20 protein-coding genes and 1 pseudogene are annotated in these 24,958 nt (G+C 73.1%); 13 read left to right on the top strand and 8 right to left on the bottom strand.

The features are described from left to right. The first annotated feature begins 97 nt into the window (after positions 1-97). The 7 genes from RM780_RS08745 (at position 98) to trxA (ending at position 9,870) form a co-directional block, all read left to right on the top strand. Positions 98-2,398 (top strand): DUF6049 family protein, encoded by a 2,301-nt coding sequence (locus RM780_RS08745; protein WP_311629989.1) that lies wholly within the window; start codon positions 98-100, stop codon positions 2,396-2,398. Positions 2,399-2,450: 52 nt separating this feature from the next. Further along, complete coding sequence (gene murJ / locus RM780_RS08740; protein ID WP_311629988.1) at positions 2,451-4,991, top strand: murein biosynthesis integral membrane protein MurJ; 2,541 nt, start codon at positions 2,451-2,453, stop codon at positions 4,989-4,991. Between the two features lie 162 nt (positions 4,992-5,153). Next, positions 5,154-6,791, top strand: coding sequence for a protein kinase family protein (locus RM780_RS08735; protein WP_311629987.1), 1,638 nt, complete (start codon positions 5,154-5,156; stop codon positions 6,789-6,791). A 66-nt stretch (positions 6,792-6,857) separates the two neighbouring features. Continuing rightward, on the top strand, positions 6,858-7,538 hold the full coding sequence (gene sigM, locus RM780_RS08730; RefSeq protein ID WP_311629986.1) for an RNA polymerase sigma factor SigM: 681 nt from the start codon (positions 6,858-6,860) through the stop codon (positions 7,536-7,538). Beyond that, entirely contained in the window at positions 7,535-8,410 is an 876-nt protein-coding gene (locus tag RM780_RS08725; protein WP_311629985.1) for an anti-sigma factor family protein, read from the top strand. The genes sigM and RM780_RS08725 overlap by 4 nt, the downstream gene beginning before the upstream one ends. 104 nt (positions 8,411-8,514) lie before the next feature. Further along, positions 8,515-9,483 carry a thioredoxin-disulfide reductase gene (trxB, locus tag RM780_RS08720; protein WP_311629984.1) on the top strand — a complete coding sequence of 323 codons (969 nt, stop codon included), beginning with the start codon at positions 8,515-8,517 and terminating at the stop codon, positions 9,481-9,483. 57 nt (positions 9,484-9,540) lie between these two features. After that, a complete protein-coding gene (gene trxA, locus RM780_RS08715; protein WP_311629983.1) occupies positions 9,541-9,870 on the top strand; it encodes a thioredoxin in 330 nt (109 codons plus the stop codon). A gap of 111 nt (positions 9,871-9,981) precedes the next feature. Here the strand turns inward: trxA and RM780_RS08710 are convergent, their stop codons facing one another. The 8 genes from RM780_RS08710 to rpmH all read right to left on the bottom strand — a co-directional run bounded on the left by RM780_RS08710 (position 9,982) and on the right by rpmH (position 15,657). Further along, a complete protein-coding gene (locus RM780_RS08710; protein WP_311629982.1) occupies positions 9,982-11,082 on the bottom strand; it encodes a ParB/RepB/Spo0J family partition protein in 1,101 nt (366 codons plus the stop codon). Then, entirely contained in the window at positions 11,079-12,116 is a 1,038-nt protein-coding gene (locus RM780_RS08705; RefSeq protein ID WP_311629981.1) for a ParA family protein, read from the bottom strand. The genes RM780_RS08710 and RM780_RS08705 overlap by 4 nt, the downstream gene beginning before the upstream one ends. 281 nt (positions 12,117-12,397) lie before the next feature. After that, positions 12,398-13,132, bottom strand: a complete 735-nt coding sequence (rsmG, locus tag RM780_RS08700; protein WP_311629980.1) for a 16S rRNA (guanine(527)-N(7))-methyltransferase RsmG — start codon at positions 13,130-13,132, stop codon at positions 12,398-12,400. Beyond that, positions 13,129-13,635, bottom strand: a complete 507-nt coding sequence (locus RM780_RS08695; protein ID WP_311629979.1) for a Jag family protein — start codon at positions 13,633-13,635, stop codon at positions 13,129-13,131. Before RM780_RS08695 ends, rsmG begins: the two co-directional genes overlap by 4 nt. A 23-nt stretch (positions 13,636-13,658) precedes the next feature. Then, the gene (yidC, locus tag RM780_RS08690) at positions 13,659-14,798 is read right to left on the bottom strand and encodes a membrane protein insertase YidC (RefSeq protein WP_311630091.1); all 1,140 of its coding nucleotides are present in this window, start codon (positions 14,796-14,798) and stop codon (positions 13,659-13,661) included. Positions 14,799-14,810: 12 nt separating this feature from the next. Beyond that, positions 14,811-15,119 carry a membrane protein insertion efficiency factor YidD gene (yidD, locus tag RM780_RS08685; protein ID WP_311629978.1) on the bottom strand — a complete coding sequence of 103 codons (309 nt, stop codon included), beginning with the start codon at positions 15,117-15,119 and terminating at the stop codon, positions 14,811-14,813. Next, entirely contained in the window at positions 15,116-15,484 is a 369-nt protein-coding gene (gene rnpA, locus RM780_RS08680; RefSeq protein WP_311629977.1) for a ribonuclease P protein component, read from the bottom strand. The genes yidD and rnpA overlap by 4 nt, the downstream gene beginning before the upstream one ends. A 35-nt stretch (positions 15,485-15,519) precedes the next feature. Then, a complete protein-coding gene (rpmH, locus tag RM780_RS08675; RefSeq protein ID WP_016472057.1) occupies positions 15,520-15,657 on the bottom strand; it encodes a 50S ribosomal protein L34 in 138 nt (45 codons plus the stop codon). A gap of 542 nt (positions 15,658-16,199) precedes the next feature. Between rpmH and dnaA the strand changes: the two are divergent. The 6 genes and pseudogenes from dnaA to gyrB all read left to right on the top strand — a co-directional run. Then, positions 16,200-17,744: pseudogene (dnaA, locus tag RM780_RS08670) on the top strand (chromosomal replication initiator protein DnaA); the annotation flags it as partial. Positions 17,745-18,550: 806 nt separating this feature from the next. Further along, positions 18,551-19,681 carry a DNA polymerase III subunit beta gene (gene dnaN, locus RM780_RS08665; protein WP_311629975.1) on the top strand — a complete coding sequence of 377 codons (1,131 nt, stop codon included), beginning with the start codon at positions 18,551-18,553 and terminating at the stop codon, positions 19,679-19,681. A 218-nt stretch (positions 19,682-19,899) separates the two neighbouring features. Continuing rightward, complete coding sequence (gene gnd / locus RM780_RS08660; protein ID WP_311629974.1) at positions 19,900-20,778, top strand: phosphogluconate dehydrogenase (NAD(+)-dependent, decarboxylating); 879 nt, start codon at positions 19,900-19,902, stop codon at positions 20,776-20,778. 9 nt (positions 20,779-20,787) lie between these two features. Continuing rightward, positions 20,788-21,996 carry a DNA replication/repair protein RecF gene (gene recF, locus RM780_RS08655; protein WP_311629973.1) on the top strand — a complete coding sequence of 403 codons (1,209 nt, stop codon included), beginning with the start codon at positions 20,788-20,790 and terminating at the stop codon, positions 21,994-21,996. 88 nt (positions 21,997-22,084) lie between these two features. Further along, positions 22,085-22,582: a DUF721 domain-containing protein gene (locus RM780_RS08650; RefSeq protein WP_311630090.1), complete on the top strand. Its 498-nt coding sequence runs from the start codon at positions 22,085-22,087 to the stop codon at positions 22,580-22,582. Positions 22,583-22,867: 285 nt separating this feature from the next. Then, a complete protein-coding gene (gene gyrB / locus RM780_RS08645) occupies positions 22,868-24,925 on the top strand; it encodes a DNA topoisomerase (ATP-hydrolyzing) subunit B (RefSeq protein WP_311629972.1) in 2,058 nt (685 codons plus the stop codon). The last annotated feature ends 33 nt before the right edge of the window (positions 24,926-24,958 follow it).

Genomic DNA, 24,958 nt, shown 5'->3' with positions numbered 1-24,958 from the left:
ATCATCGTTACCATGAGGGCGGGTTGAGCGATCCCGGAAGCGAGACACCGAGGGAACGGGGCTGACGCGCGTGGCAGGGTCGGGGACACGGGAACGCGTGAGGCTCCGCCGCCGTGCACGGCGGCTCGGGGCCCTGCTGGCCGCCCTCGTGGCGGTCCCCCTCCTCCCGGGCACGCTGCCCGCCTCCGCCGCGCCCGCCGCGGCCCCCGCCGACGACGTCGGCACGGGCCGCCGCAGCGCCACCATCTCCCTCACCGAGCTGAGCCCGGCCGTCCCCGACGCCGACGACGAGACCCTCACCGTGCGCGGCACGGTCACCAACGAGGGCACATCCCCGATCATCGACAGCTCCGTGGCCGCCAGGACAGGCGTGCCGCTGACCACCCGCTCGGCCATCGACCGCGCCATGGACCGCACCGACTTCGACAACGCCCTGGACGGCGGGATCATCCGCGCCTCGGAGCAGCCGATCGGCACCCTCGCGCCGGGCATGTCCGCGACGTTCGCCCTCCAGGTGCCGATCGAGGACCTGCGCCTGGGCGAGGCCGGGGCCTACCAGGTGGCGGTGGGGCTGACCGGGCAACGCGAGGACGCCCGCTGGACGCAGATCCTGGGCACGGGCCGCACCGTGGTGCCCTGGCAGCCCGAGCCGGCCTCGCCCGACGCGGAGCGGACCCGGCTGAGCGTGCTGTGGCCCCTGGTCTCCGACACCCACATGACGGCCCAGACCGGGGCCGACGAGGAGCAGACCCCGACCTTCCTCGACGACACGCTCCTCACCGAGATCTCCCCCGGCGGCCGGCTGGACCGGCTGGTCTCCCTGGGCGCGGGGCTCCCCGTGACCTGGGTGATCGACCCCGACCTGCTGGCCTCCGTGGACGCGATGACCGATCCCTATCAGGTCTACGAGGACGGCCGACTGACCGAGGGCGACGGCCAGGACGAGGCGCGAGCCTGGCTGCTGGACCTGGAGCGGGCGATCGGGCAGCGCGAGGTGGTCGCCCTCCCCTTCGGGGACCCCGACGTCGCCTCGCTCGCCCACCAGGGCATGGACGTCCCCGGCGCGCTGGGCCACTTCGCCGACGCCACCGAGGTCGCGGCCACCACCGTGGAGACCGTGCTGCCGGGCGTGCGGGCCTCCACCGCCTACGCCTGGCCCGTGGAGGGCGCCATCGACCCCGAGATCGTCTCGGCGGCCACCTCGGCCGGGGCGGACCGGGTCATCACCCGCAGCGACAGCCTGCGGCCCGGCGACTCCCTCGGCCACACGCCCGGCGCCGCCCGCCCCCTCGGCGGCGGCACCACGGCCGTTGTCGCCGACGCCCGGCTCTCCACCCTCTTCGAGGAGGAACTGACCGGCGCGGGCGCGGCCACCCTCGCCCAGCAGGAGCTGCTCGGGCAGACGCTGGCCATCGCCGGGGAGTCCGCGGAGCAGGACCGCAGCATCGTCCTGGCCCCCCAGCGGGTGCTGACCGGGCCGCAGGCCGAGGCGATGGCGAGCGCCCTGACCACGCTGCGGGACGAGGCCGACTGGATTTCGTTCACCGACCTGGGCACCGCCGCGACGGAGGAGCCCGACCCGGCCGCGAACCGCGAGGTGCCCTCCGCGAACGCCTACCCCGAGGGGCTGCGTGCGCAGGAGCTGCCCACCAGCGCCTTCCAGGCTATGCGGGAGACGCAGCGCACGCTGGAGGACTTCGTCGTCATCCTGACCGAGCCCGACCGTGTCGAGGCCCCCTTCGGCAACGCCATCCGCCGCGAGATGTCGGCCTCCTGGCGCGGAAGGCCGGAGGAGGCCGAGGACTACCGCTCCACCGTGCAGTCCGGCCTGGTCAGCCTCACCGAGCGGGTCTACCTGATCCAGAAGACCCCGATCACCCTCTCCGGCCGCAGCGCGGTCATCCCGGTCACCGTGCAGAACGACCTGATCCAGGACGTTCGCAACCTGGAGCTGCGGCTTCTCTCCAGCCGGCAGTTGGGCCTCCGGGTCAGCGAGGCCCAGGAGATCACCATCCCCGGCGGGCAGAACATGTCCGTGCGCTTCGAGGCCGACGCCCGCGCCAACGGCCAGGTGACGCTGGAGGCGCAGCTCTTCACCGCCAGCAACACCGAGCCGTACGGCGAGCGGATGCAGTTCAGCGTGCAGGTCACCTCCATCACGCCGACGGTGCTGGTGGTCATCGCCTGCGGCCTGCTGCTGGTGGTGCTGGCCGGCGTCCGGATGTACAGCCAGCGCAAGCGCGCCGCCCGCGCGGCGGGCGCGGACGGGACCGCGGAGGCGGAAGCGGCGGACGCGCGGGGCCCCGCCACGGCGGGGGAGGGTGGAAGCGGCGCCGACACCGGCGGAGGAACGCCCGGCGGGCCCTCCGGGAGTGAGAGGGTGGGTCCCCGAGAGTGAGCCGCCGGCCAGGGCCGTCACCGCCGGCCCGTGAATCCGAGGTGGGGTAGCGATGCAAGCGCCGTTCGACCCTGAAGGCGGCGACGTGGGCGGCGACCCGTCCGGCTGGACCGGGGACCAGCCCGGCGACCCGCGCCGGCGCCCGTACGACCCCGACGGGCCCACGCCCCACGACCCGGCGGGCCAGACCCCCCACCCCTACGCCCCGGGCCCGCAGGACCCGGCGGCGTACGACGCCGGCGCCTACGGCCGCCCCGATTACCCGGCTCACGACTACCCCGGGTCCGGCTACGGTGCCCCCGGCCTCCCGGCGGGCGGCTACCCTCCCCCGGGACACGGCGGCCCGGCCGGGGAGCCCGGCCCGTACCAGCCCCCGGCCTATCAGCCGCCCGCCTACGGCGACCCGGGCAACGCCCCCGGCTACGACCCGAACCTCGCGGACAGCTACGGCCACGACCCGTACGCCGGGCGCGACCCCTTGGCCCAGGACCCCGTAGGCGAGGCGCTCTACGACCGCGCCGCCCACCCGCCGCCCCCGCCGGGCAGCGTTCCCGACCCCACCGCCCTCTACGGGCAGCCGCCGCCCCCGCCCGAGGGCCCCGACCCCCGGCGCAGGGCCCCCACCCCGGCCCCCGAGCCGGACGGCCTCAGCCGTCGACTGCCGCGCGGCGACCAGCCGGGCCGCACCGAGTACACCGGCATCGACGGTCTGATGACCGGGCACGGCGGCGCGGGTGCCGGCCCCCAGGACCCCCGGCACGCCCCCGGGCGCGACCCCCGCGAGGGCCTGGACGACGCGTTCGCCCACCTCTTCCGGGACCAGCAGGCGGACCCGCGCCCGCAGCAGCAGGGAGCGCCGGCGCCGCCGCCCCGGCAGCCGCCCCCGCCCGGCCCCCCGGCGGAGCAGCAGGTCCCGCCCCCCGAGGAGCCCGCGCCCGCCGCCCCCTCGCGCGGCGGCCGGGCCGCGAGCCTGCTGCGCTCCAGCGCCGTCATGGCCGCCGGCACCCTGGTCTCCCGCATCACCGGCTTCGTCCGCCAGCTCGTCCTGGTCGCCGCCCTGGGCACCACCATGCTCGGCGACACCTACACGGTCGCCTGGGCGCTGCCCTCGATGATCTACTTCCTGATCATCGGCGGCGGCCTGAACTCCGTCTTCGTCCCCCAGCTCGTCCGCGCGATGAAGAACGAGCCGGACGGTGGCGACGCCTACGCCAACCGCCTGCTGACCCTGGTGATGGTCGCCCTCGCCGCACTGGTGATCGTGGGGATGGTCGCGGCTCCCCTGCTGATCCGCGTCCAGTCCGCCACCCTGGCCGACGACCCGGACGGCAGCGCCGTCGCGGTGACCTTCGCCCGCTACTTCCTGCCGACGATCTTCTTCACCGGCTTCTACACGGTGGTCGGCCAGATCCTCAACGCCCGCGACCGGTTCGGCCCGATGATGTGGACCCCGGTGCTGAACAACGTCGTGGTCATCTTCTCCTTCGGCCTCTTCCTGTGGGTCTACGGGACCCAGCGCACCTCCGGCGTCAGCGTCTCGACCATCACGCCCGAGGGCCTGCGGCTGCTGGGCGTCGGCACGCTGCTGGGCATCGTCGTCCAGGGCCTGGCGATGCTGCCCTACCTGAAGGCGACCGGCTTCCGCATCCGCCTCCGCTTCGACTGGCGCGGCCACGGCATGGGCAAGGCCGCCCGGCTGGCCAAGTGGGCGGTGCTCTTCGTCCTGGCCAATCAGGTCTCCCTGATCGTCATCACCCAGTTCGCCACCGGGGCCGGCCAGAGCGCCGAGGAGCAGGGGTATCCGGGCGCGGGCTTCATCGCCTACAACAGCGCCCTGCTGATCTGGCAGATGCCGCAGGCCATCATCACCGTCTCGGTGATGGCGGCGCTGCTGCCCCGCCTCTCCCGCTCGGCCGCCGACGGCGACACGGCCGCCGTCCGCGACGACCTCTCCCACGGCCTGCGCACATCCGCCGTGGCGATCGTCCCGCTGGCCTTCGCCTTCGTCGCCCTGGGCGTGCCCATGTGCACCCTGCTCTTCGGCACCGGTGGCGAAGAGGGCGCACGCTCCTTCGGCTATGTCCTGATGGCCTTCGGTCTGGGCCTGATCCCCTACTCCGCCCAGTACGTCGTGCTGCGCGCCTTCCACGCCTACGAGGACACGCGGACGCCGTTCTACAACACCGTCTTCGTCTCGCTCGCGTGGATCGTGCTCTCGGCCGCGGGCTTCCTGTTCCTGCCCGACCGGTGGGTCGTCGCGGGCATCGGCTTCAGCTACGGCCTGGCCTACGCCCTGGGCGTCGGGCTCGCCTGGCGCCGCCTGCGCCGCCGGATGCGGGCCGACCTGGACGGCCCCCGGGTCGTGCGCACCTATATCCGGCTGGCCGGGGCGAGCGTTCCCGCCGCGCTGCTCGGCGGCGCCGTCGGCTTCGCCCTCCTGGGGGCGCTGGGCGAGGGCCTGCTGGGCTCCCTGGCCGCGCTCACGGCGGGCGGCGTGCTCCTCCTGGGGGTCTTCTACGTCGCGGCCCGCCGGATGCGGATCGAGGAACTCACCACCCTGGTCGGCATGGTCCGCTCCCGCCTGGGCCGCTGATCCGGCGATCCTCCCGGGAGAAGCGCACCGGGGACACTCCGGCGCCATACGCCGTACAACCTCGGGCCGTACTCACATGTCGTGCAGGGTGACGGAGTACCGGCACAATGAGTCTGGCAGTGTCAGTATCCGGCAGCCAAGATCGGGGAGGCGGGAACCACGGTGGCGGAACGGAGCACGGCGACGAGCTCTGAGCAGCGTCCGGCGAGCGCGCAGCACGCCACGGGGGACGGGAGCGCCGAGCCGCGGACCGACGAGGCCCCCGAGGCCCCGTCCGCCGCCGAGCTGCACAGCGGTCACCGGCTGGGCAAGCGGTACCGGCTGGAGGAGTGCATCACCCGGCTGGACGGCTTCAGCAGCTGGCGCGCGATGGACGAGAAGCTGCGCCGTGCCGTCGGCATCCACGTCCTGCCGGCCGGCCACGAGCGCGCCCCCGCGGTGCTCGCCGCGGCCCGCTCCACGGCCCTGCTGGGCGACCTCCGCTTCGTGCAGGTCCTCGACGCGGTCGAGGAGAACGACCTGGTGCACGTCATCCAGGAGTGGCTGCCCGACGCCGCCCCGCTGAGCACCGTCCTGCACACCGGCCCCCTCGACGCGCACGAGGCGTACGCCCTCGTCAACCAGGTCTCCTCGGCGATGGCGGCGGCCCACCGAAAGGACCTCGCGCACCTGCGGCTGACCCCGGCGACCGTACTGCGCACCGGCCCCTGCCAATTCCGCATCCGCGGCCTGGCCGTGGACGCCGCCCTGCGAGGCATCACCGCGCCGGACCCGCGGCGCGCCGACACCGAGGCCATCGGCGCCCTGCTGTACGCCTCGCTCACCCAGCTCTGGCCGTACGGGGACGGGGCCTACGGCCTGCGGGGCGTGCGCGGGCTCACCAAGGGGTCCCGGGAGCCGCTGGCCGCCCCGGAGCAGGTGCGGGCCGGCATCCACCGCGGCCTGTCCGACCTGGCGATGCGCGCCCTGGTGAACAACGGCGCCACGGCCGCCAGCCAGGATCCGCCGTGCACCACCCCCGAGGAGCTGGGCCAGGCCCTCGCGGAGCTGCCGCGGATCCCGCCGCCCGATCCCGCGCCCACCGCTCTGCCCTCGTACCAGCGCACCACCTTCCAGCGCGGGACGCTCGCCGCCGGCGGGCCGCCGCCGGCCCTCCCGCCCACCGCGGCGGGGTCGCCGCCCGCCCTGCCGGGCCGGACGGGCACCGTCCTGAAGTGGGGCGTGTCCGCGCTGCTGATCGCCGCGCTCGGCCTGGGCAGCTGGCAGCTCGCCGACGCGCTCCTGCGGGGCGACGCGCAGCCGGAGGCCGCGGCCCCCAGCGGTCCCCCGGCGGCCGAGGCGCCGCCCGAGGACGGCCCCCTCACCGTCGAGTCGGTCACCGACTTCGACCCCCACGGCCGCGACGGCGAGGAGAATCCCGAGAACACCGGCCTGGCCGTGGACGGCGACCCCGAGACGTCCTGGTACACCGACAACTACTTCGGCCCCGACTTCGGCAACCTGAAGCCGGGCCTCGGCCTGATCCTCGACCTCGGCGAGCCCCGCCGCCTCTCCTCGCTGACGGTCGACACCGTGGGGGACACCCGCGTCGAGCTGCGCGCCGCCCCGGCCGACGCCGGGGACGCGCCCGGGGACCCCGACGACTACGCGCTGCTGGACGAGGGCACGGGCGAGTCCGTGACCCTCACCGCGGAGGAGCCCTTCGAGACCCGCTTCGTGCTCGTCTGGCTCACCGAGCTGCCCCAGGGCGCGGATGGCAACTACCGTGGCCGCATTACCGATATCACCGTCAGGCCGTAGCCCGGCCGCCGTCCGGCCCGAGGGGCGCGGAGGGCGCTTCGCCCGGAGAACGTGAGGAGAGCCGCCGTGGGCAGATCCGCGCCACGCGACCCCGCCGCCGACTCCGACAAGGAGCTGCTCACCCGCCACGCCGCCGGCGACCCCGACGCCTTCTCGGAGCTGGTCCGCCGGCACCGCGACCGGCTGTGGGCCGTGGCCCTGCGCACCCTCGGCGACCGCGAGGAGGCCGCGGACGCCCTCCAGGACGCCTTGGTCTCCGCCTACCGGGCCGCCCACACCTTCCGCGGCCAGTCGGCCGTCACCACCTGGCTGCACCGCATCACGGTCAACGCCTGCCTGGACCGCGCCCGCAAGGCCAGGACCCGGCGCACCTACCCGATGCCCGAGCAGGAGCGGCTGGAGACGCTGCTGGAGCCGCACGAGTCCGCCGAGGTCCCAGCCGAACGCATGGAACTGCGCCGCGAACTGCGCGACGCGCTCGACCAGCTGCCCGCCGAGCAGCGCGCCGCCCTGGTCCTGGTCGACATGCAGGGGTACCCCGTCGCCGAGGCCGCCGAGATCCTGCAGACGCCGGTGGGCACCATCAAGAGCCGCTGCGCCCGCGCGCGGGCCAGGCTCCTGCCGCTGCTGCGCCACCTCGGCCCCCGGACGCCTGAGCAGAGGAACCGCGCGGCGGGCGTATCCGTCCCACCACCGAGGGATTCCGGAGAGGCCGGCGCCGTGCGGGGAGGGGGAACGCGTCCATGAACTTCGCGCACGAGGCCCACCCGGACCCGGCCGAGATCGCCGAGCTGGACGAGGACATGATGCCCCCCGCCGGGGCGGCCCGCCTCCGCGAGCACCTGGCCGCCTGCCCGGACTGCGCTGCCGTCCGGGCCGAGCTGGCCGCCCTGCGCCGCGAGCTCCGCGAGCTGCCCGGCCCCGGCCCCATGCCGGAGGACGTCGCCGCGCGCATCGACGCCGCGATCCTCGCTGTTTCACGTGAAACGGCCGACGCCCCCGAGAAGGGGCAGCGCGGCATGGCGGCTCCGGCCGGGCATCCGCGTCGATACCGTCGGGCTACCTTCGCGCTGGCCGCCGCGGCGGCCGTGGCCGTGCTGGGCGTGGGTGGGGCGCTGCTCGGCGCGCTGAACGGGGATGGCGGACCGCAGCCGTCGGGGCTCTCCGCCGGGGCCACCGACGAGGCGCCGGCCGAACGCGAGGCGGCTGCCCAGGACCTCAGCGCCCCAGCGGAGGAGGCGCTGGAGGCCCAGGTGCGTCAGCTCCTCGCGGGGAGCACCGAGGCGAGCACGCTCGCCGCCGAGGGCCCCGGCGGCACCGGCGAGCCCGGCGAGGGGGAAGCCCCGCCGAGCTCCGAACAGCAGGAGAGCACCGCGGAGATGCCGCCGGGCCCCGTCGTCGTCCCCTCCTGCGTGGAGCAGGCCATCGGCCGCCCCGAGGAGCCGCTCGCCGCGGGCCCCGAGGACTTCGAGGGGGAGGAGGCGTACCTCGTGGTGCTGCCCCACGCGGCCGACCCCGAGCGGGTGGATGCCTACGTCGTGGCAGCCGCCTGCGTCAGCTCCTCGCCCGTTCCGTCCCCCGGCCGGATTCTCGTGCAGGAGAGCTACCCGCGCGACTGACCGCGCCGCGGGCCCGGGAATGTCTGGGACCCTAGGATCCGTTACTGGACTGTGGGTCCCCGCCGGGGCCCCGGGTGTCAGATCCCGAGACAAGGAAGAATCCCGTGAGCGACGTCCGCAACGTGATCATCATCGGCTCCGGACCCGCGGGCTACACCGCCGCGCTCTACACGGCACGTGCCTCGCTCAACCCACTCGTCTTCGAGGGCGCTGTCACCGCGGGCGGCGCGCTGATGAACACCACCGAGGTGGAGAACTTCCCCGGTTTCAAGGACGGAATCATGGGTCCCGACCTGATGGACGGCATGCGCGCCCAGGCGGAGCGCTTCGGCGCCGAGCTGGTCCCGGACGACATCGTCTCGGTCGATCTGAGCGGCGAGATCAAGAAGGTCACCGACAGCGCGGGCACGGTCCACGCCGCCAAGGCCATCATCGTGGCCACCGGCTCCCAGCACCGCAGGCTCGGCCTGCCGAACGAGGACGAGCTCTCCGGCCGCGGCGTCTCCTACTGCGCCACCTGCGACGGCTTCTTCTTCCGGGAGCAGGACATCGCGGTGATCGGCGGCGGCGACACCGCGCTGGAGGAGGCCACCTTCCTCACCCGCTTCGCGCGCTCGGTGACCATCGTGCACCGCCGGGACACCCTGCGGGCCTCCAAGGCGATGCAGGAGCGGGCCTTCGCCGACCCGAAGATCACCTTCGTCTGGGACAGCGAGGTCGCGGAGATCCACGGCAAGGAGGGCAAGCTCGCCTCCCTGACGCTGCGGAACCGGCTGACGGGCGAGACCTCCCCGCTGGAGGTGGCCGGCCTCTTCGTCGCCATCGGGCACGACCCGCGCGTGGAGCTGTTCGCGGGTCAGCTCGACCTGGACGCCGAGGGCTACCTCCGTGTCGAGTCCCCCACCACCCGGACCAGCCTCCCGGGCGTCTTCGCCGCGGGCGACGTGGTCGACCACAGCTACCGCCAGGCCATCACGGCGGCCGGCACGGGCTGCGCCGCCGCCCTGGACGCCGAGCGCTACCTGGCCGCTCTGGCGGACACCGAGTCCATCACCTCGGACCTCCAGGTCTGATCCGTTCCCACCTCACGCAAGTCACGCACGAACCCACGAAAGACAAGGAGAAGCACCATGGCCGGTGCCACCGTGACCGCCACTGACGCCGACTTCGAGGAGAAGGTCCTCCGGAGCGACAAGCCGGTGCTGGTCGACTTCTGGGCCGAGTGGTGCGGTCCGTGCCGCCAGGTCGCTCCCGCCCTGGAGGCCATCGCGGCCGAGCACGCCGACAAGATCACGGTCGTCAAGCTCAACATCGACGAGAACCCCAAGACGGCCGCCACCTACGGGATCCTCTCCATCCCGACGATGAACGTCTACCAGGGCGGCGACGTCGTGAAGACCATCGTCGGCGCCAAGCCCAAGGCGGCCATCGAGCGGGACCTCAACGAGTTCCTCGCCTGACCGCCCGCCGGGGCGCCCGGCGCGCTGCGCACCGGGCAGGCATCACGACAGGGCGAGGGGCCCGGGGCGTTCCTTGGAGAACGCCACGGGCCCCTCGCGTCGCCCGGAGGCTCAGTCCTCCTCCGGAGCGGGCCGCTCCCCGCGCGCCGGATCGAGCACCGGCCCTTCGCCCGGGGCGAGTTGGCCCAGGATCCGCTCCAGATCCTCTATCGACGCGAACTCGACGACGATCTTGCCCTTCTTCTGCCCCAGATCGACCTTCACCCGGGTCTCGAAGCGGTCGGACAGGCGCCCGGCCAGGCCGTCCAGGGCGGGCGAGATCAGCCGGCCGGCGCGGGGTCCGCGACCCCGGCGGGTCCGCTTCCCCTCCGAGCCCAGGAGGCGGACGATCTCCTCCACCGACCGCACCGACAGCCCCTCGGCCACGATCCGGTGCGCGAGCCGATCCTGCTCCGCCGCGTCCTCCACCCCGAGCAACGCCCGCGCGTGCCCGGCCGACAGAACCCCGGCCGCGACCCGCTTCTGCACCTCGGGGGAGAGCTGGAGCAGCCGGAGAGTGTTGGTGACCTGCGGCCGGGAGCGGCCGATCCGGTCGGCCAGCTCGTCGTGGGTGCAGTTGAAGTCCCGCAGCAGCTGGTCGTAGGCGTTGGCCTCCTCCAGCGGGTTGAGCTGGGCCCGGTGCAGGTTCTCCAGGAGGGCGTCCAGGAGCATCCTGTCATCCTCGGTGGCCCGCACGATGGCCGGGATGGCCTCCAGCCCCGCGTCCTTGCAGGCCCTCCAGCGGCGCTCGCCCATGATGAGCTCGTACCGCTCCCGCCCGAGCTGCCGGACCACGACCGGCTGGAGCAGGCCCACCTCCTTGACGGAGGCGACCAGCTCCGCGAGCGCGTCCTCGTCGAAGTACTCGCGCGGCTGGTCCGGGTTGGGCGTGATGGCGTCCAGCGGAAGCTCGGCGAAATACGCCCCGCCCACCTCGGCCGGCAGCTCCGGCTCCGCCGTTTCACGTGAAACAGCCTCCGGCTCCGCGGGAACGGGAACCGTCGGGCCCGTGGGCACCGGGACGCCCCGGTCGGGGGAGAGCACCGGCAGCGCCGAGGGCGAGACGGGCGCGGGCGCCGGGCGTTCGGCCCCCTCCGGCTCGTCGACGCTCGTCGGCGCCGGCGGGATCAGCGCGGCCAACCCACGCCCGAGACCCCTGCGTCGTTCACTCATTGGTTACCCTCCTGCCTGGCGGGGGCCCCGCGCAGCGCGATCTCCCGGGCCGCCTCCAGGTAGGAGAGCGAGCCGCTCGACCCCGGGTCGTAGGTCAGCACCGTCTGTCCGTAGCTCGGCGCCTCCGAAATCCGCACCGAGCGGGGGATGTTGGTCCGCAGCACCTCGTTCCCGAAGTGGCTGCGGACCTCCTCGGCGACCTGCGAGGCGAGCCGGGTCCGCCCGTCGTACATGGTGAGCAGGATCGTGGACACGTGAAGGCGGGAGTTGAGGTGGCCCCGGACCAGCTCCACGTTCCGCAGCAGCTGGCCCAGGCCCTCCAGCGCGTAGTACTCGCACTGGATCGGGATGACGACCTCGGCGCCGGCCACCATCGCGTTCACCGTGAGCAGCCCCAGGGAGGGCGGGCAGTCGATGAAGACGTAGTCCAGCGGCTGCTCGTAGGAGGCGATGGCCCGCTGGAGGCGGCTCTCCCGGGCGACCACGGAGACCAGCTCGATCTCCGCGCCGGCCAGGTCGATCGTGGCCGGCGCGCAGAAGAGGCCCTCGACGTCACGGACGGGCTGGACCACTTCGGAGAGCGGCTTGCTCTCCACCAGCACGTCGTAGATGGAGGGGACCTCGGCGTGGTGGTCGATGCCCAGCGCCGTGGAGGCGTTGCCCTGGGGATCGAGGTCGATCACCAGGACGCGGGCGCCGTGCAGCGCGAGGGAGGCGGCGAGGTTGACCGTGGTGGTGGTCTTGCCGACGCCGCCCTTCTGGTTGGCGACGATCATGACCCGGGTCTCGGAGGGACGCGGAAGCCTTCCCCCGGCCCGGTACATCGCCTCCACCGCCTGCTGCGCCGCCCGGCTCGGAGAGCCGTCCGGCGGGGGTGCGGTGGTGCCGATGTCGACCGCCCCGCCGGGTGCGTCCACCGGCTCCGACCGGGGGGCGGGCACCGGATCGGCCGTCCGGCCGGCGAGATTGGCGTCGGACCGCAATGGTTCACTCTCCTCGACGCGTGCAGGCTGTGTGCTGTGCAAGCCTGCCATGTCACGGGGGTCACGAACCAGCGAGGACGACGTACTTGTGGACGAGGGGCCGCCTGTGGACAACGGCGCCACACGTGTGGGTGAGGAACGGCGGTCGCGCGGCTCCGCGGCGGCGCGGCCCCGGCTGATGATTCCCTGAAGCAGCGAGCGGCGTTTCACGTGAAACACGATGCCGACGGCCGCCACGGGTCAACCGCCGACACTCCGCAGCGGGGATATATTCGGCTCTTTTGCCGTCGCTTCGGGCGAATCGGCGGGAACGGCCGGGCCGTTCCCGCCGCTCACTGTGCCCGGCGTCCGGCGCGACCCCCGCGCCGCGCGGCCTTGGCGCGCTTGGCGGCGAAGCGCACGCCGCCCGGGCTCTCCCCGACCTCGACCCGCACGACCGTGGACGGCGGGTCCACCACCCCGGCGCCCACGTGCAGCACCGAGCTGCCGACCACGCCCAGCTTCCCCAGCGCGGCCCGCGCCCCGCGCAGCTCCTGCTCGGCGGTGTCCCCCTTGATGGCCAGCATCTCGCCGTAGGGGCGCAGCAGCGGCACGCCCCAGCCGGCCAGCCGGTCCAGCGGCGCGACGGCCCGCGCGGTCACCACGTGGACCGGCGGGAAGCCGTTCATCACCTCTTCGGCCCGCCCGCGCACGACGGTCACCTGCTCCTCCAGGCCCAGCAGCTCCACGACCTCGGAGAGGAAGTTGGTGCGGCGCAGCAGCGGCTCCAGCAGTGTGATCCGCAAATCGGGGCGGACCAGGGCCAGCGGGATGCCCGGCAGGCCGGCGCCGGAGCCCACGTCGCAGACGGTGACCCGCTCGGGAACGACCTCGGCGACCACCGCGCAGTTCAGCAGGTGGCGCTCCCACAGCCGCGGCACCTCGCGCGGACCGATGAGCCCGCGCCGGACGGCGACGTCGGCCAGCAGCTCGGCGTACCGCACGGCCTCCGGCAGCCGGTCCCCGAAGACATCCGCCGCCTCGGGCGGCGGCCCGGGAGGGCCGTCCCGGTCGTCGGCGGGTGTCACGGCAGGACGACCACGCGGCGCTGCGGCTCCTCGCCCTCGGACTCGCTGCGCAGGCCGGCCGCCGCCACGGCGTCGTGGACGACCTTGCGCTCGAAGGGCGTCATGGGCTTGAGCTTCACCGGCTCGCCCGTCTCCTTGGCCTGCTGCGCGGCCTGCTCGCCCAGGGCGGTCAGCTTCTCCCGCTTCCGGGCGCGGTGCCCGGCGATGTCCAGCATCAGCCGGCTGCGCTCGCCGGTCTCGCGCAGCACCGCGAGCCGGGTCAGCTCCTGGAGGGCCTCCAGCACCTCGCCGTCCCGGCCGACCAGCTTCTGGAGGTCACGGGCCGGCCCCTCGGAGATGATGGACACCGCCGCCCGGTCGGTTTCGACGTCCATGTCGATGTCGCCGTCGAGGTCCGCGATGTCCAGCAGCCCCTCAAGGTAGTCGGCCGCGATCTCGCCCTCCTGCTCCAGGCGGGAGAGGACGTCGGTGTCCTCGGTGGCGGTCGAGGTGGTGTCCGTCACGGGTGGGATCCCTTCACGCGTTGCTACTTCTTGGTCTTCGCGGACGACCTGGGCTTGCCCGGCTGCGCCTTCTTCTGCTGCTGCTTCTTGCCCTGCTGGCGCTGGGGCTGCTGGCGCTGCGGCCGGGGAGCGGACTCCTTGGCCGCCGGCGCGGCCCCGCCGCCCCCGGTCTCCTCCGCGGACTCTTCCTCCGCCTGGCTCGCGGCCGTCCCCTGCCCGCCCGCCTGGGCGCCGCCGGACTGGCGCTGGGCCTTCGTCTGCCGCTTCGGCTGCGTGCGGACGGGGCGCGCGGCGTCGCCCTGCTTCTTCAGGTCGGCCTTGGCCGGCTCCTCGGTGAGCTTGCCCTTCTTCCGCAGGCGCTCCTGGCGGTTGCGGTAGGCGATGCTGCCCGGGGTGGGGTTGCGCTGGATCACGAACATCTGCTGGCCCATGGACCAGATGTTGGTGGTCAGCCAGTAGATCAGGACGCCGACGGGGAAGTTGATGCCGAAGACGGCGAACATGATGGGGAAGACGTACATCAGCATCTTCTGCTGATTCATGAACGGCGTCTTCACCGAGAGGTCGACGTTCTTCGTCATCAGCTGGCGCTGGGTGAAGAACTGCGAGGCCGACATCAGCACGATCATGATGACGGTGACGACCCGGACCTGGGTCAGCGAGGCCCCCAAGGCCGCGATCTCGCTCGCGCTGTCCATGAAGCGGGTGGCGATCGGCGCCCCGAAGACGGTGGCCTCGCGGGCGCTGTCCACCTGCTCGGCGCTCAGCGCGCCGACCTCGTCGTTGTTGGCGATGTGGTTCAGCACCTGGAAAAGCGCGATGAAGAACGGCGACTGCGCGAGGATCGGCAGGCAGCTGGACAACGGGTTGGTGCCCGTCTCCCGGTACAGCTTCATCATCTCTTCGGACTGACGCTGCCGGTCGTTCTTGTACCGCTCCTGGATCTTCTTCATCCGCGGCTGGAGCGCCTGGAGGTTCCGCGTGGCCTTGATCTGCCGCACGAAGAGGGGGATCAGCGCGATGCGGATCACGATCACGAGCGAGACGATCGACAGTCCCCACGCCCAGCCGCTGTCTTCGTCGAAGACGAAGCTGTACAGCTCGTGGAAGAGGATGATGATCTGGGTGACTACCCAGTACAGCGGACTGAGGATCGAATTGATCGTGTCCACGGGTCAGGCTCCTTGGGCATTGTTGGGGGCACCCCCGGGCGAGGCGTGGCTCGCGGCCCGCCGGCGGCCGGGAAGACGCTGATGCCACACCGGGCGTTTCCGCGGCGGGACGTGGTCGACCCCGCCGGGCGACCAGGGGTTGCAACGCAGGATGCGCCAAGCGGTCAGCGCGGTGCCCTTGACGGCACCGTGCCGGTCAATGGCGCCATACCCGTAGTGGGAGCACGACGGGTAGTAACGGCAGACCGGGCCGAGCAGCGGGCTGATGGTCCACTGATACAGCTTGATCAGCAGCAGCAGCGGGTACTTCACGACCGTACCCCTCCCAGCAGGCGCTCCAGCGCGGCGTCCAGGTCCCTGGCCAGCCGGCCGGCAGGAGCCTCGCCCGCGCCGGGCAGGGCCCGCACCACGACCAGGCTACCGGCGGGCAGCTCGGACAGGCGTTCCCGCACCAGGTGCCGCAGGCGCCGCTGGACGCGATTGCGCACCACCGCGTTCCCCACGGCCTTGCTGACGACGAAACCCGCACGCGGCGGAGAGACATCCTCTCCCGCCTCGTGCGGGTCCGTTCGGCCGCTCAGATGGACGACGAGGTGCGGGCGCCCGGCCCTGCGCCCCCGGCGCATCGCGGTCGCGAAGTCCTCGCGCCGCCTCAGCCGGTTCTCGGGGGGCAGCACCGCATGACCTGCTCTGACCTGCGCGGACCTGAGCCTTAGGCCGACAGGCGGGCGCGGCCCTTGCTGCGGCGGTTGGCGATGATGGCGCGGCCGGCCCGGGTCCGCATCCGCAGCCGGAAGCCGTGCGTCTTGGCCCGGCGCCGGTTGTTCGGCTGGAAGGTGCGCTTGCTCACGTCGGGGGCTCCAGTGATCTTCGGTCCGGCCGCTGGGCTGCCGGGACGGGGGCGTGGGAGGTGCCGACGGCTGTCACCGTGCGCCCACGAGGAACTCGCGGCACCGGCCGGGCCGGGGCCCGCGGGCCTTTCGAAAGGCAGGCGGCAGCAGCCGTCGACGACTCGACCTCGCAACGGTACGCGCGAGGCGTCCCACGGGTCAAACCCGGACGGCCCACCCCCGTACACACCCTGTGGACAATGACTTGATGCGGGGCAGGCGCGCTGACTACCGTTGCTGAACTCGGAATCATTTCCCGACCCCTGCGCCGTCACACCACCGGGCGGCCTACGACGCCGGCACCACCTTCCCCCGCACGGGGCACCCCGGGCGGAGCCAGGGCAGGGAGGTACCCCCAGCGAGTGAGAGAGCGTGCCGCGTGGCTGACCTACCCGCAGACCTTGCCGCGGTCTGGCCACGGGCTCTGACCTCCATGCTCGCCGACGGCCGCCGCCTGGAGGCCAAGGACCACCGCTGGCTGGAGGACTGCCAGCCACTGGCCCTCGTCTCCGGGACGGCCCTGCTCGGCGTATCGAACGAATACGCGAAGAGTGTGCTGGAGGGCCGCCTCGCGCCCCTGATCAGCGACGTCCTCAGCCAGGAGTGCGGCCAGCCCATCCGGCTGGCGATCACCGTCACCGCGCCGCCCCCCGAGCCCGCGCCGCCCGCCCGGCAGGCTCCGCCGCCGATGCAGCGCCAGCCCCAGGTCCCGCCGCCGCGCGAGGAGCCGCACGGGCCGTACGCCGGGGACCCCTATCACGGGCACGAGCTGCCCGCCGCGCGCCCGGCGTACCCCGACCACCCGGACGCGCCCCGGCCGGGCGCCCGGGTCATGGGCGGCTGGCAGCCGCCGCGCGACGACTACGCCGCGTACGGCCGCCCCGACCCCTACGAGCAGCACGCGCCGTACGAGCAGCGGTACGCGCCCGGCCCCAACGGCGGCCACGGCACCGGCCGCCCCCCGGGCCCGCCCGCCTCCGACCGGCAGCAGCCGGCCCCCGGGCCGGGCGAGCCCACGGCGCGCCTGAACCCGAAGTACCTCTTCGACACCTTCGTCATCGGCGCGTCCAACCGCTTCGCGCACGCGGCGGCGGTGGCCGTGGCCGAGGCGCCAGCCAAGGCGTACAACCCCCTGTTCATCTACGGGGAGTCGGGCCTGGGCAAGACGCACCTCCTGCACGCCATCGGGCACTACGCCCGCAGCCTCTACCCGGGCACGCGCGTGCGGTACGTCAGCTCCGAGGAGTTCACCAACGAGTTCATCAACTCCATCCGGGACGGCAAGGCGGACGCGTTCCGCAAGCGGTACCGGGACATGGACATCCTGCTGGTGGACGACGTGCAGTTCCTGGCGAGCAAGGAGTCCACGCAGGAGGAGTTCTTCCACACCTTCAACACCCTGCACAACGCCAATAAGCAGATCGTCCTGTCCTCCGACCGGCCGCCGAAGCAGCTGATCACCCTGGAGGACCGGCTGCGGAACCGTTTCGAGTGGGGCCTGATCACCGACGTCCAGCCGCCCGAGCTGGAGACGCGTATCGCCATCCTGCGCAAGAAGGCGGTGCAGGAGCAGCTCAACGCCCCTCCCGAGGTGCTGGAGTTCATCGCCTCGCGGATCTCGCGCAACATCCGCGAGCTGGAGGGCGCGCTGATCCGGGTCACCGCCTTCGCCAGCCTCAACCGGCAGCCGGTGGACCTCGGCCTCACCGAGATCGTGCTGAAGGACCTCATCCCCGGCGGCGAGGACGCCACCCCGGAGATCACCTCGGACGCCATCTCCTCGGCCGTCGCGGACTACTTCGGGCTGACCGTCGAGGACCTCCAGGGCTCCTCGCGCAGCCGCATCCTCGTGACGGCCCGGCAGATCGCGATGTACCTGTGCCGGGAGCTGACCGACCTCTCGCTGCCCAAGATCGGCCAGCACTTCGGAGGCCGCGACCACACGACGGTGATGCACGCGGACCGCAAGATCCGGGCCCTGATGGCCGAGCGGCGCTCCATCTACAACCAGGTCACCGAGCTGACCAACCGCATCAAGAACGGCTGACGCCCTCCCTGCGGCGCGCCTTTGCCGCCCCTCCTCGCACCCACACCCCCAGCCCCCGGCCGGAGTTCCGGCCGGGGGCTGTTCGATTCCGCGCCGCGGGAGGGGAGTTCTCCACAGGAACGGCGCCGGGCGGCCGTCCACACCCTGTGGGGAGCGCGTGTCGTCCAGAATTCCGTCCACAGCCCGCGGCCCGGAACAACGTCCCCGCAGGTCAGGTGCCTGTGGAAGTGTGGAAAGCGACGGTCCACAGACTGTGGACGGAGCGGGTCGTCCCCAAGGGACCCGAGGCGTTGTCCACCGCCCGCCCACAGGAAAAGGGCGGTTGTGCACAGTCAATCCACAGCTCTGTCCACTGTTCGGCAACGCAACGCGCGCCCTCACCGCTCGGGGTGAACTAGCTCACACCGGGTCGACGCGCGGCCTGTTGAGAACCGCTCCGGATCTGGGGACAGAGCTGTTGAGAAACCGGGCCGGCCTGGGGACGGCCTGTGCACAACCGCGCGGCGTCCACAGCACCCCCCTGTTCATCCACCGCCCCGCCCACAGGCCCTGTGCACAAAAAACGGTGGGTGACCTGCGCGAACGGACTTATCCACGGTTTCCACAGGCCCTACTACTACGACTAGGGATATAAGCCGGGAGACTCGATTCGAAGTGGGGGCTGTGCACAACCGCGCCCCGCCCGGGTCTACCCAGCCGGAGGCGATTTGACTCCAGCGGCCACGCGCTGTCGGTGCCGTGCGTCAGACTGGAGCCCCGGCGGACGCCGGCGGACGACAGCACGGCACGAGCAGGAGGCGGCTGAAGTGAAGATCCGGGTGGAACGCGACGTGCTCGCGGAGGCGGTGGCGTGGGCCGCCCGCAGCCTGCCGGCCCGGCCCCCGGTGCCGGTGCTGGCGGGTCTGCTGCTGAGGGCCGAGGAGGGGTCCCTGAGCCTCTCCGGCTTCGACTACGAGGTCTCGGCCCGCGTCTCCGTCGAGGTGGACGTCGAGGAGGGCGGCACGGTCCTCGTCTCCGGCCGGCTGCTCGCCGACATCTGCCGCGCGCTGCCGAACCGGCCGGTGGAGATCACCTCCGACGGCGTGCGCGTGACCGTGGTCTGCGGCTCCTCGCGATTCACACTCCACACCCTGCCTGTGGAGGAGTACCCGGCCCTGCCCGAGATGCCGACCGCCACCGGCACCGTCTCCGCCGAGGTGTTCGCGGGCGCCGTCTCCCAGGTGGCCATCGCCGCCGGGCGGGACGACACGCTGCCGGTGCTCACCGGCGTGCGGATCGAGATCGAGGGCGACCGGGTGACGCTGGCCTCCACCGACCGGTACCGCTTCGCGGTCCGGGAGTTCTTGTGGAAGCCCGAGTCCTCCGACGTCTCCGCCGTCGCCCTGGTCCCGGCCAAGACCCTGCTGGACACGGCAAAGTCCCTCAGCGGCGGCGACACTGTCGCGCTGGCCCTCTCCGGGTCCGGCGCGGGCGAGGGCCTGATCGGCTTCGAGGGCGCCGGCCGCCGCACGACCACGCGGCTGCTGGAGGGCGACCTCCCCAAGTACCGCACGCTCTTCCCCACCGAGTTCAACTCCGTGGCCGTCATCGAGACCGCGCCCTTCGTGGAGGCGGTCAAGCGCGTGGCCCTCGTCGCCGAGCGGAACACCCCGGTCCGGCTCACCTTCGAGCAGGGCGTGCTGATCCTGGAGGCGGGCTCCAGCGACGACGCACAGGCCGTGGAGCGCGTGGACGCGCGGCTGGAGGGCGACGACATCTCGATCGCCTTCAACCCCGGCTTCCTGCTGGAGGGCCTGAGCGCGATCGACTCCCCCGTGGCGCAGCTGTCGTTCACGACCTCGACGAAGCCGGCCCTCCTCAGCGGCCGCCCGGCGGTGGACGCGGAGGCCGACGAGACCTACAAGTACCTGATCATGCCCGTCCGCCTCAGCGGCTGAGCGCGCGCCGGGCGCGGCCCCCGTCCCCGGGGCGCCCGGCGGGAGCGCGAGGGCCGCCCCTCGTGCGGCTCAGCATGCCCGTCCGCCTCGGCGGCTGGGGCGCACGCGGGCGCGGTGCGCGGGCGAACGGCCGGGGCGCGGGACGGCGGTTCGGCCGGGGCGCGGGGGTGCGGGCGTAGGCTCGGGCCGAGGTCATGTCGGAGGTAAGGAGTAGCTCGATGGAGCTGGGTCTGGTCGGTCTCGGCAAGATGGGCGGAAGCATGCGGGAGCGCATCCGCCGGGCGGGCCACACCGTCGTGGGGTACGCCCCGGACACGCCCGACGCCGATGTCCACAGCCTTCGCGCCCTTGTGGACGCGCTCGCCGCCCCCCGCGTCGTGTGGCTGATGGTCCCGGCCGGAGCCGTCACCCAGTCGGTCATCGACGAGCTGTCCGAGCTGCTGGACCCGGGCGACCTCATCGTGGACGGGGGCAACTCCCGCTGGTCCGACGACGCCCGGCACGCCGCCCAGCTCGGCGAGCGCGGCATCGGCTTCGTCGACTGCGGCGTCTCCGGCGGCGTCTGGGGCCTGGAGAACGGCTACGCCCTGATGTACGGCGGCGCCGCCGAGCACGTGGCCCGCGTGCAGCCCGTCTTCGACGCCCTGAAGCCCCCCGGCGAGTTCGGCGCCGTGCACGCGGGCAAGGTCGGCGCGGGCCACTTCGCGAAGATGGTCCACAACGGCATCGAGTACGCCATGATGCAGGCGTACGCCGAGGGCTGGGAGCTGCTTGAGGCGGCCGAGGAGGTCACGGACGTCCGCGAGGTCTTCCGCTCCTGGCAGGAGGGCACGGTCATCCGCTCCTGGCTGCTCGACCTGGCCGTCCGCGCGCTGGACGAGGACGAGCACCTGCACAAGCTGCGCGGCTACGCCGAGGACTCGGGCGAGGGCCGCTGGACCGTGGAGGCCGCGATCACCAACGCCGTGCCGCTGCCCGCGATCACCGCCTCGCTCTTCGCCCGCTTCTCGTCCCGGCAGGAGGACTCCCCCCAGATGAAGATGATCGCGGCCCTGCGCAACCAGTTCGGCGGGCACGCGGTCGAGGGCCCGAAGTAGGGGCCCCGCTTGCACGTCACGCATCTCTCCCTCGCCGACTTCCGCTCCTACGCCCGGGCCGAGGTCGAACTCACGCCCGGCGTCTCGTCGTTCATCGGGCCCAACGGTCAGGGCAAGACGAACCTCGTGGAGGCCGTCGGCTATCTGGCGACCCTGGCCAGCCACCGGGTCTCCTCCGACGCCCCGCTGGTGCGGATGGGCGCCGACCGGGCCGTGATCAGGGCCGCGGTCCGCGAGGGCGAGCGCTCCCAGCTGGTGGAGCTGGAGCTGAACCCCGGCCGGGCCAACCGCGCCCGGCTCAACCGCTCCACCTCCGTCCGCCCGCGCGACCTGCTGGGCGTGGTGCGCACCGTGCTCTTCGCGCCCGAGGACCTGCACCTGGTCAAGGGCGACCCGGGGGAGCGCCGCCGCTTCCTGGACGAGCTGGTCACGGCCAGGGCCCCGCGCCTCGCGGGCGTCCGCGCCGACTACGACCGGGTCCTCAAGCAGCGCAACTCCCTGCTGAAGTCCGCGGCGATGGCCCGCAGGCACGGCGGGCGCGGCGCCGACCTGTCCACCCTGGACGTGTGGGACCAGCACCTGGCGCGGGCCGGGGCCGACCTGCTGGCGCAGCGCCTGGCGCTGCTGGCCGCGCTGGCCCCGCTGGCCGACAAGTCCTACGAGCGGGTCGCCCCCGGCGGCGGCCCGGTGACCCTGGAGTACCGCAGCTCGGTGACCGGCGTGGCCGGCGCGGCGGAGGGCCCCGCGCCGGCCCCGGCCGACACCGAGCCCGGCCCCGCCGAGACCGCCCCGGCGGCCGAAGCCCCCGCGGCCGGGGCCCGCGCCGAGCTGGAGGCGCTGCTGCTGGCCGCCCTGCGGGAGATACGCCCGCAGGAGATCGAGCGCGGCGTGACCCTGGCCGGCCCGCACCGCGACGATCTGCTGCTGCGGCTCGGGGAGTTGCCCGCGCGGGGCTACGCGAGCCACGGGGAGTCCTGGTCGCTGGCCCTGGCGCTGCGGCTGGCCTCCTACGAGCTGCTGAAGGAGGAGGGCCCCGAGCCGGTGCTGGTGCTGGACGACGTCTTCGCGGAGCTGGACGGCCGGCGCCGGGAGCGCCTGGCGGAACTGGTGGCGGCCGGCGAGCAGGTGCTGGTGACCGCGGCGGTGGCCGAGGACGTTCCCCCGGTGCTGGCCGGGGCGCGGTTCGCCGTCGCGGAGGGGCGGGTGACCCGTGAGTGACCGGAGGCCCGCGGCCGGAGGCGCCGCGGCGAACGGCCCGGACGGCGCCGGCGGGACGAGCGGGGTCAACGGCGGGGCAACGCCCGAGCTGTCCGGCGTGGATCTGGCGCGGGTGGCGCTGCGCGCGGCCAAGGAGCAGGCGCGCGCCCGGGGCGCCATGGCCCAGCAGCGGCGCCAGGCCCGGCGCGGGGGCGGCCTGCGCTCCGGCGCGCGCGCCGGGGGGCGCGACCCGCTGCCGCTGGGGGCGGCCGTGGAGCGGCTGACCGTGGAGCGCGGCTGGGAGATGCCGCTCGCGGTGGGGGGCGTGCTCGGCCGGTGGCCCGAGCTGGTGGGCCCCGAGGTGGCCCAGCACTGCGTGCCCGAGGGGTACGACGAGGGGGAGCGGATCCTGACCGTCCGGTGCGACGCCACGGCCTGGGCGACGCAGCTGCGCCTGCTGGCCCCGCAGCTCCTGGCCCGGCTGAACGCCGATCTCGGCTCCGGCACCGTCACGTTGATCAAGGTCCTCGGCCCGGCGGGCCCGGCCCGCGCGCCCGGCCGCCTGCGCGCCCCAGGCAGCCGCGGCCCCGGGGACACGTACGGCTAGACCGCGCGCGCCCGCCCCTGTCGTTCTCCTGTGCGGCGTGTGCCCTGAGTGACGCCGGTCACGTCTGTGGAGGTTGACAGTCCGAAGCGCTGAGGGCCGTCGTGAACGGATCAGGGACCCCGGTCGCATATAGGGAGTCACCGGATGCCAGTTCAGGGCGGCACATGCGGACTGGGGGCCCGGCAAACCGCCGTTACGCTTGGCGCTAGCGGTAGACTGGAGTGACCCGCCCCGTTGCGGACCATGTCGAACGTCGCAGCCGCTCCCGCCAGCCGGAGTCGGCTCGTGCTGTGCCAGAAAGGGCGCTTCGTGGCCGATTCCGGCGATGCCAACAAGAACATTCCGCAGCCCGCCGCGCCCGCGGACGGGGGCCCCTCGTACGACGCCAGCGCCATCACGGTGCTGGAGGGGCTGGACGCCGTCCGCAAACGCCCGGGCATGTACATCGGATCGACCGGCGAGCGCGGCCTGCACCACCTCGTCTACGAGGTCGTGGACAACTCCGTGGACGAGGCGCTGGCCGGCCACGCCGACCGCATCGACGTGACGCTGCTGGCCGACGGCGGGGTCCGCGTGGTCGACAACGGCCGCGGCATCCCCGTCGGCATCGTGCCCTCCGAGGGCAAGCCGGCCGTCGAGGTCGTGCTCACCGTGCTGCACGCCGGCGGCAAGTTCGGCGGCGGCGGGTACGCGGTCTCCGGCGGCCTGCACGGCGTGGGCGTCTCGGTGGTCAACGCCCTGTCCACCGAGGTCGCGGTGGAGGTCCGCACCGACGGGTACCGCTGGACCCAGGAGTACCGGCAGGGCGTCCCCACCGCCCCCCTCGCGCGGAACGAGGCGACCGAGGAGACCGGCACCACGGTCTCGTTCTGGGCCGACCCCTCCATCTTCGAGACCACCGACTACTCCTTCGAGACCCTCTCGCGCCGTTTCCAGGAGATGGCCTTCCTCAACAAGGGCCTGACCATCTCGCTGACCGACGAGCGGGCCGCCGCCAAGCAGACCTCGGGCGCGGACTCGGCGGGCGACGACGGCGAGGACAAGCCCCGCGCGGTGACGTACCACTACGAGGGCGGCATCTCCGACTTCGTGCGCCACCTCAACTCCCGCAAGGGCGAGCCGGTGCACCCCACCGTGATCGAGATCGACGCCGAGGACACCGAGCGCCGCATCTCCGTGGAGATCGCGATGCAGTGGAACAGCCAGTACAGCGAGGGCGTCTACAGCTTCGCCAACACCATCCACACCCACGAGGGCGGCACCCACGAGGAGGGCTTCCGGGCCGCGATGACCCAACTGGTCAACAAGTACGCCCGGGAGAAGAAGCTGCTGCGCGAGAAGGACGACAACCTCGCCGGCGAGGACATCCGCGAGGGCCTGACGGCGATCATCTCCGTGAAGCTCGGCGAGCCGCAGTTCGAGGGCCAGACCAAGACCAAGCTGGGGAACACCGAGGCCAAGACCTTCGTCCAGAAGATCGTCTACGAGCACTTCTCGGACTGGCTCGACCGCAATCCCAACGAGGCGGCCGACATCATCCGCAAGAGCATCCAGGCGGCCACCGCCCGCGTCGCCGCCCGCAAGGCCCGCGACCTCACCCGCCGCAAGGGCCTGCTGGAGACCGCCTCCCTGCCCGGCAAGCTCAGCGACTGCCAGTCCAACGACGCCACCAAGTCCGAGATCTTCATCGTGGAGGGCGACTCGGCCGGCGGCAGCGCCAAGGCCGGCCGCGACCCGCAGTACCAGGCGATCCTCCCCATCCGCGGCAAGATCCTCAACGTCGAGAAGGCCCGCATCGACAAGGTCCTCCAGAACACCGAGGTCCAGGCGCTGATCTCCGCCTTCGGCACCGGCATCCACGAGGACTTCGACATCGCGAAGCTGCGGTACCACAAGATCATCCTCATGGCGGACGCGGACGTCGACGGCCAGCACATCAACACCCTGCTGCTGACCCTGCTGTTCCGCTTCATGCGCCCGCTGGTCGAGGCCGGGCACGTCTTCCTCTCCCAGCCCCCGCTGTACAAGATCAAGTGGGGCCGGGACGAGTTCGAGTACGCCTATTCCGACCGCGAGCGCGACAGCCTCATCCGGCTGGGCCGGGAGCGCGGCAAGCGCATCCGCGAGGACTCCATCCAGCGCTTCAAGGGCCTGGGCGAGATGAACGCCGAGGAGCTGCGCGTGACCACGATGGACGTGGCCCACCGCGTGCTGCGCCAGGTGACCCTCGACGACGCGGCAGCGGCGGACGACCTGTTCTCGATCCTCATGGGCGAGGACGTGGAGGCCCGCCGGTCGTTCATCCAGCGGAACGCCAAGGACGTGCGCTTCCTCGACATCTGAGGACCCCGGGCGCCCGGCACCCCGCCGGGCGCC

The sequence above is a fragment of the Streptomyces boetiae genome (assembly GCF_031845405.1).
In the GTDB taxonomy this organism is placed as follows: domain Bacteria; phylum Actinomycetota; class Actinomycetes; order Streptomycetales; family Streptomycetaceae; genus Streptomyces; species Streptomyces boetiae.
Note: the sequence above shows the minus strand (reverse complement) of the source record. Positions and strands in the feature narration are given on the sequence as shown.

Bases quoted from the DNA above. Each gene is read 5' to 3' on its own strand.
- gnd (WP_311629974.1), top strand. From the start codon at position 19,900: ATGGAGCTGGGTCTGGTCGGTCTCGGCAAGATGGGCGGAAGCATGCGG.
- RM780_RS08705 (WP_311629981.1), bottom strand. From the start codon at position 12,116: ATGGCAGGCTTGCACAGCACACAGCCTGCACGCGTCGAGGAGAGTGAA.
- RM780_RS08725 (WP_311629985.1), top strand. From the start codon at position 7,535: ATGAACTTCGCGCACGAGGCCCACCCGGACCCGGCCGAGATCGCCGAG.
- trxA (WP_311629983.1), top strand. From the start codon at position 9,541: ATGGCCGGTGCCACCGTGACCGCCACTGACGCCGACTTCGAGGAGAAG.
- murJ (WP_311629988.1), top strand. From the start codon at position 2,451: ATGCAAGCGCCGTTCGACCCTGAAGGCGGCGACGTGGGCGGCGACCCG.
- RM780_RS08710 (WP_311629982.1), bottom strand. From the start codon at position 11,082: ATGAGTGAACGACGCAGGGGTCTCGGGCGTGGGTTGGCCGCGCTGATC.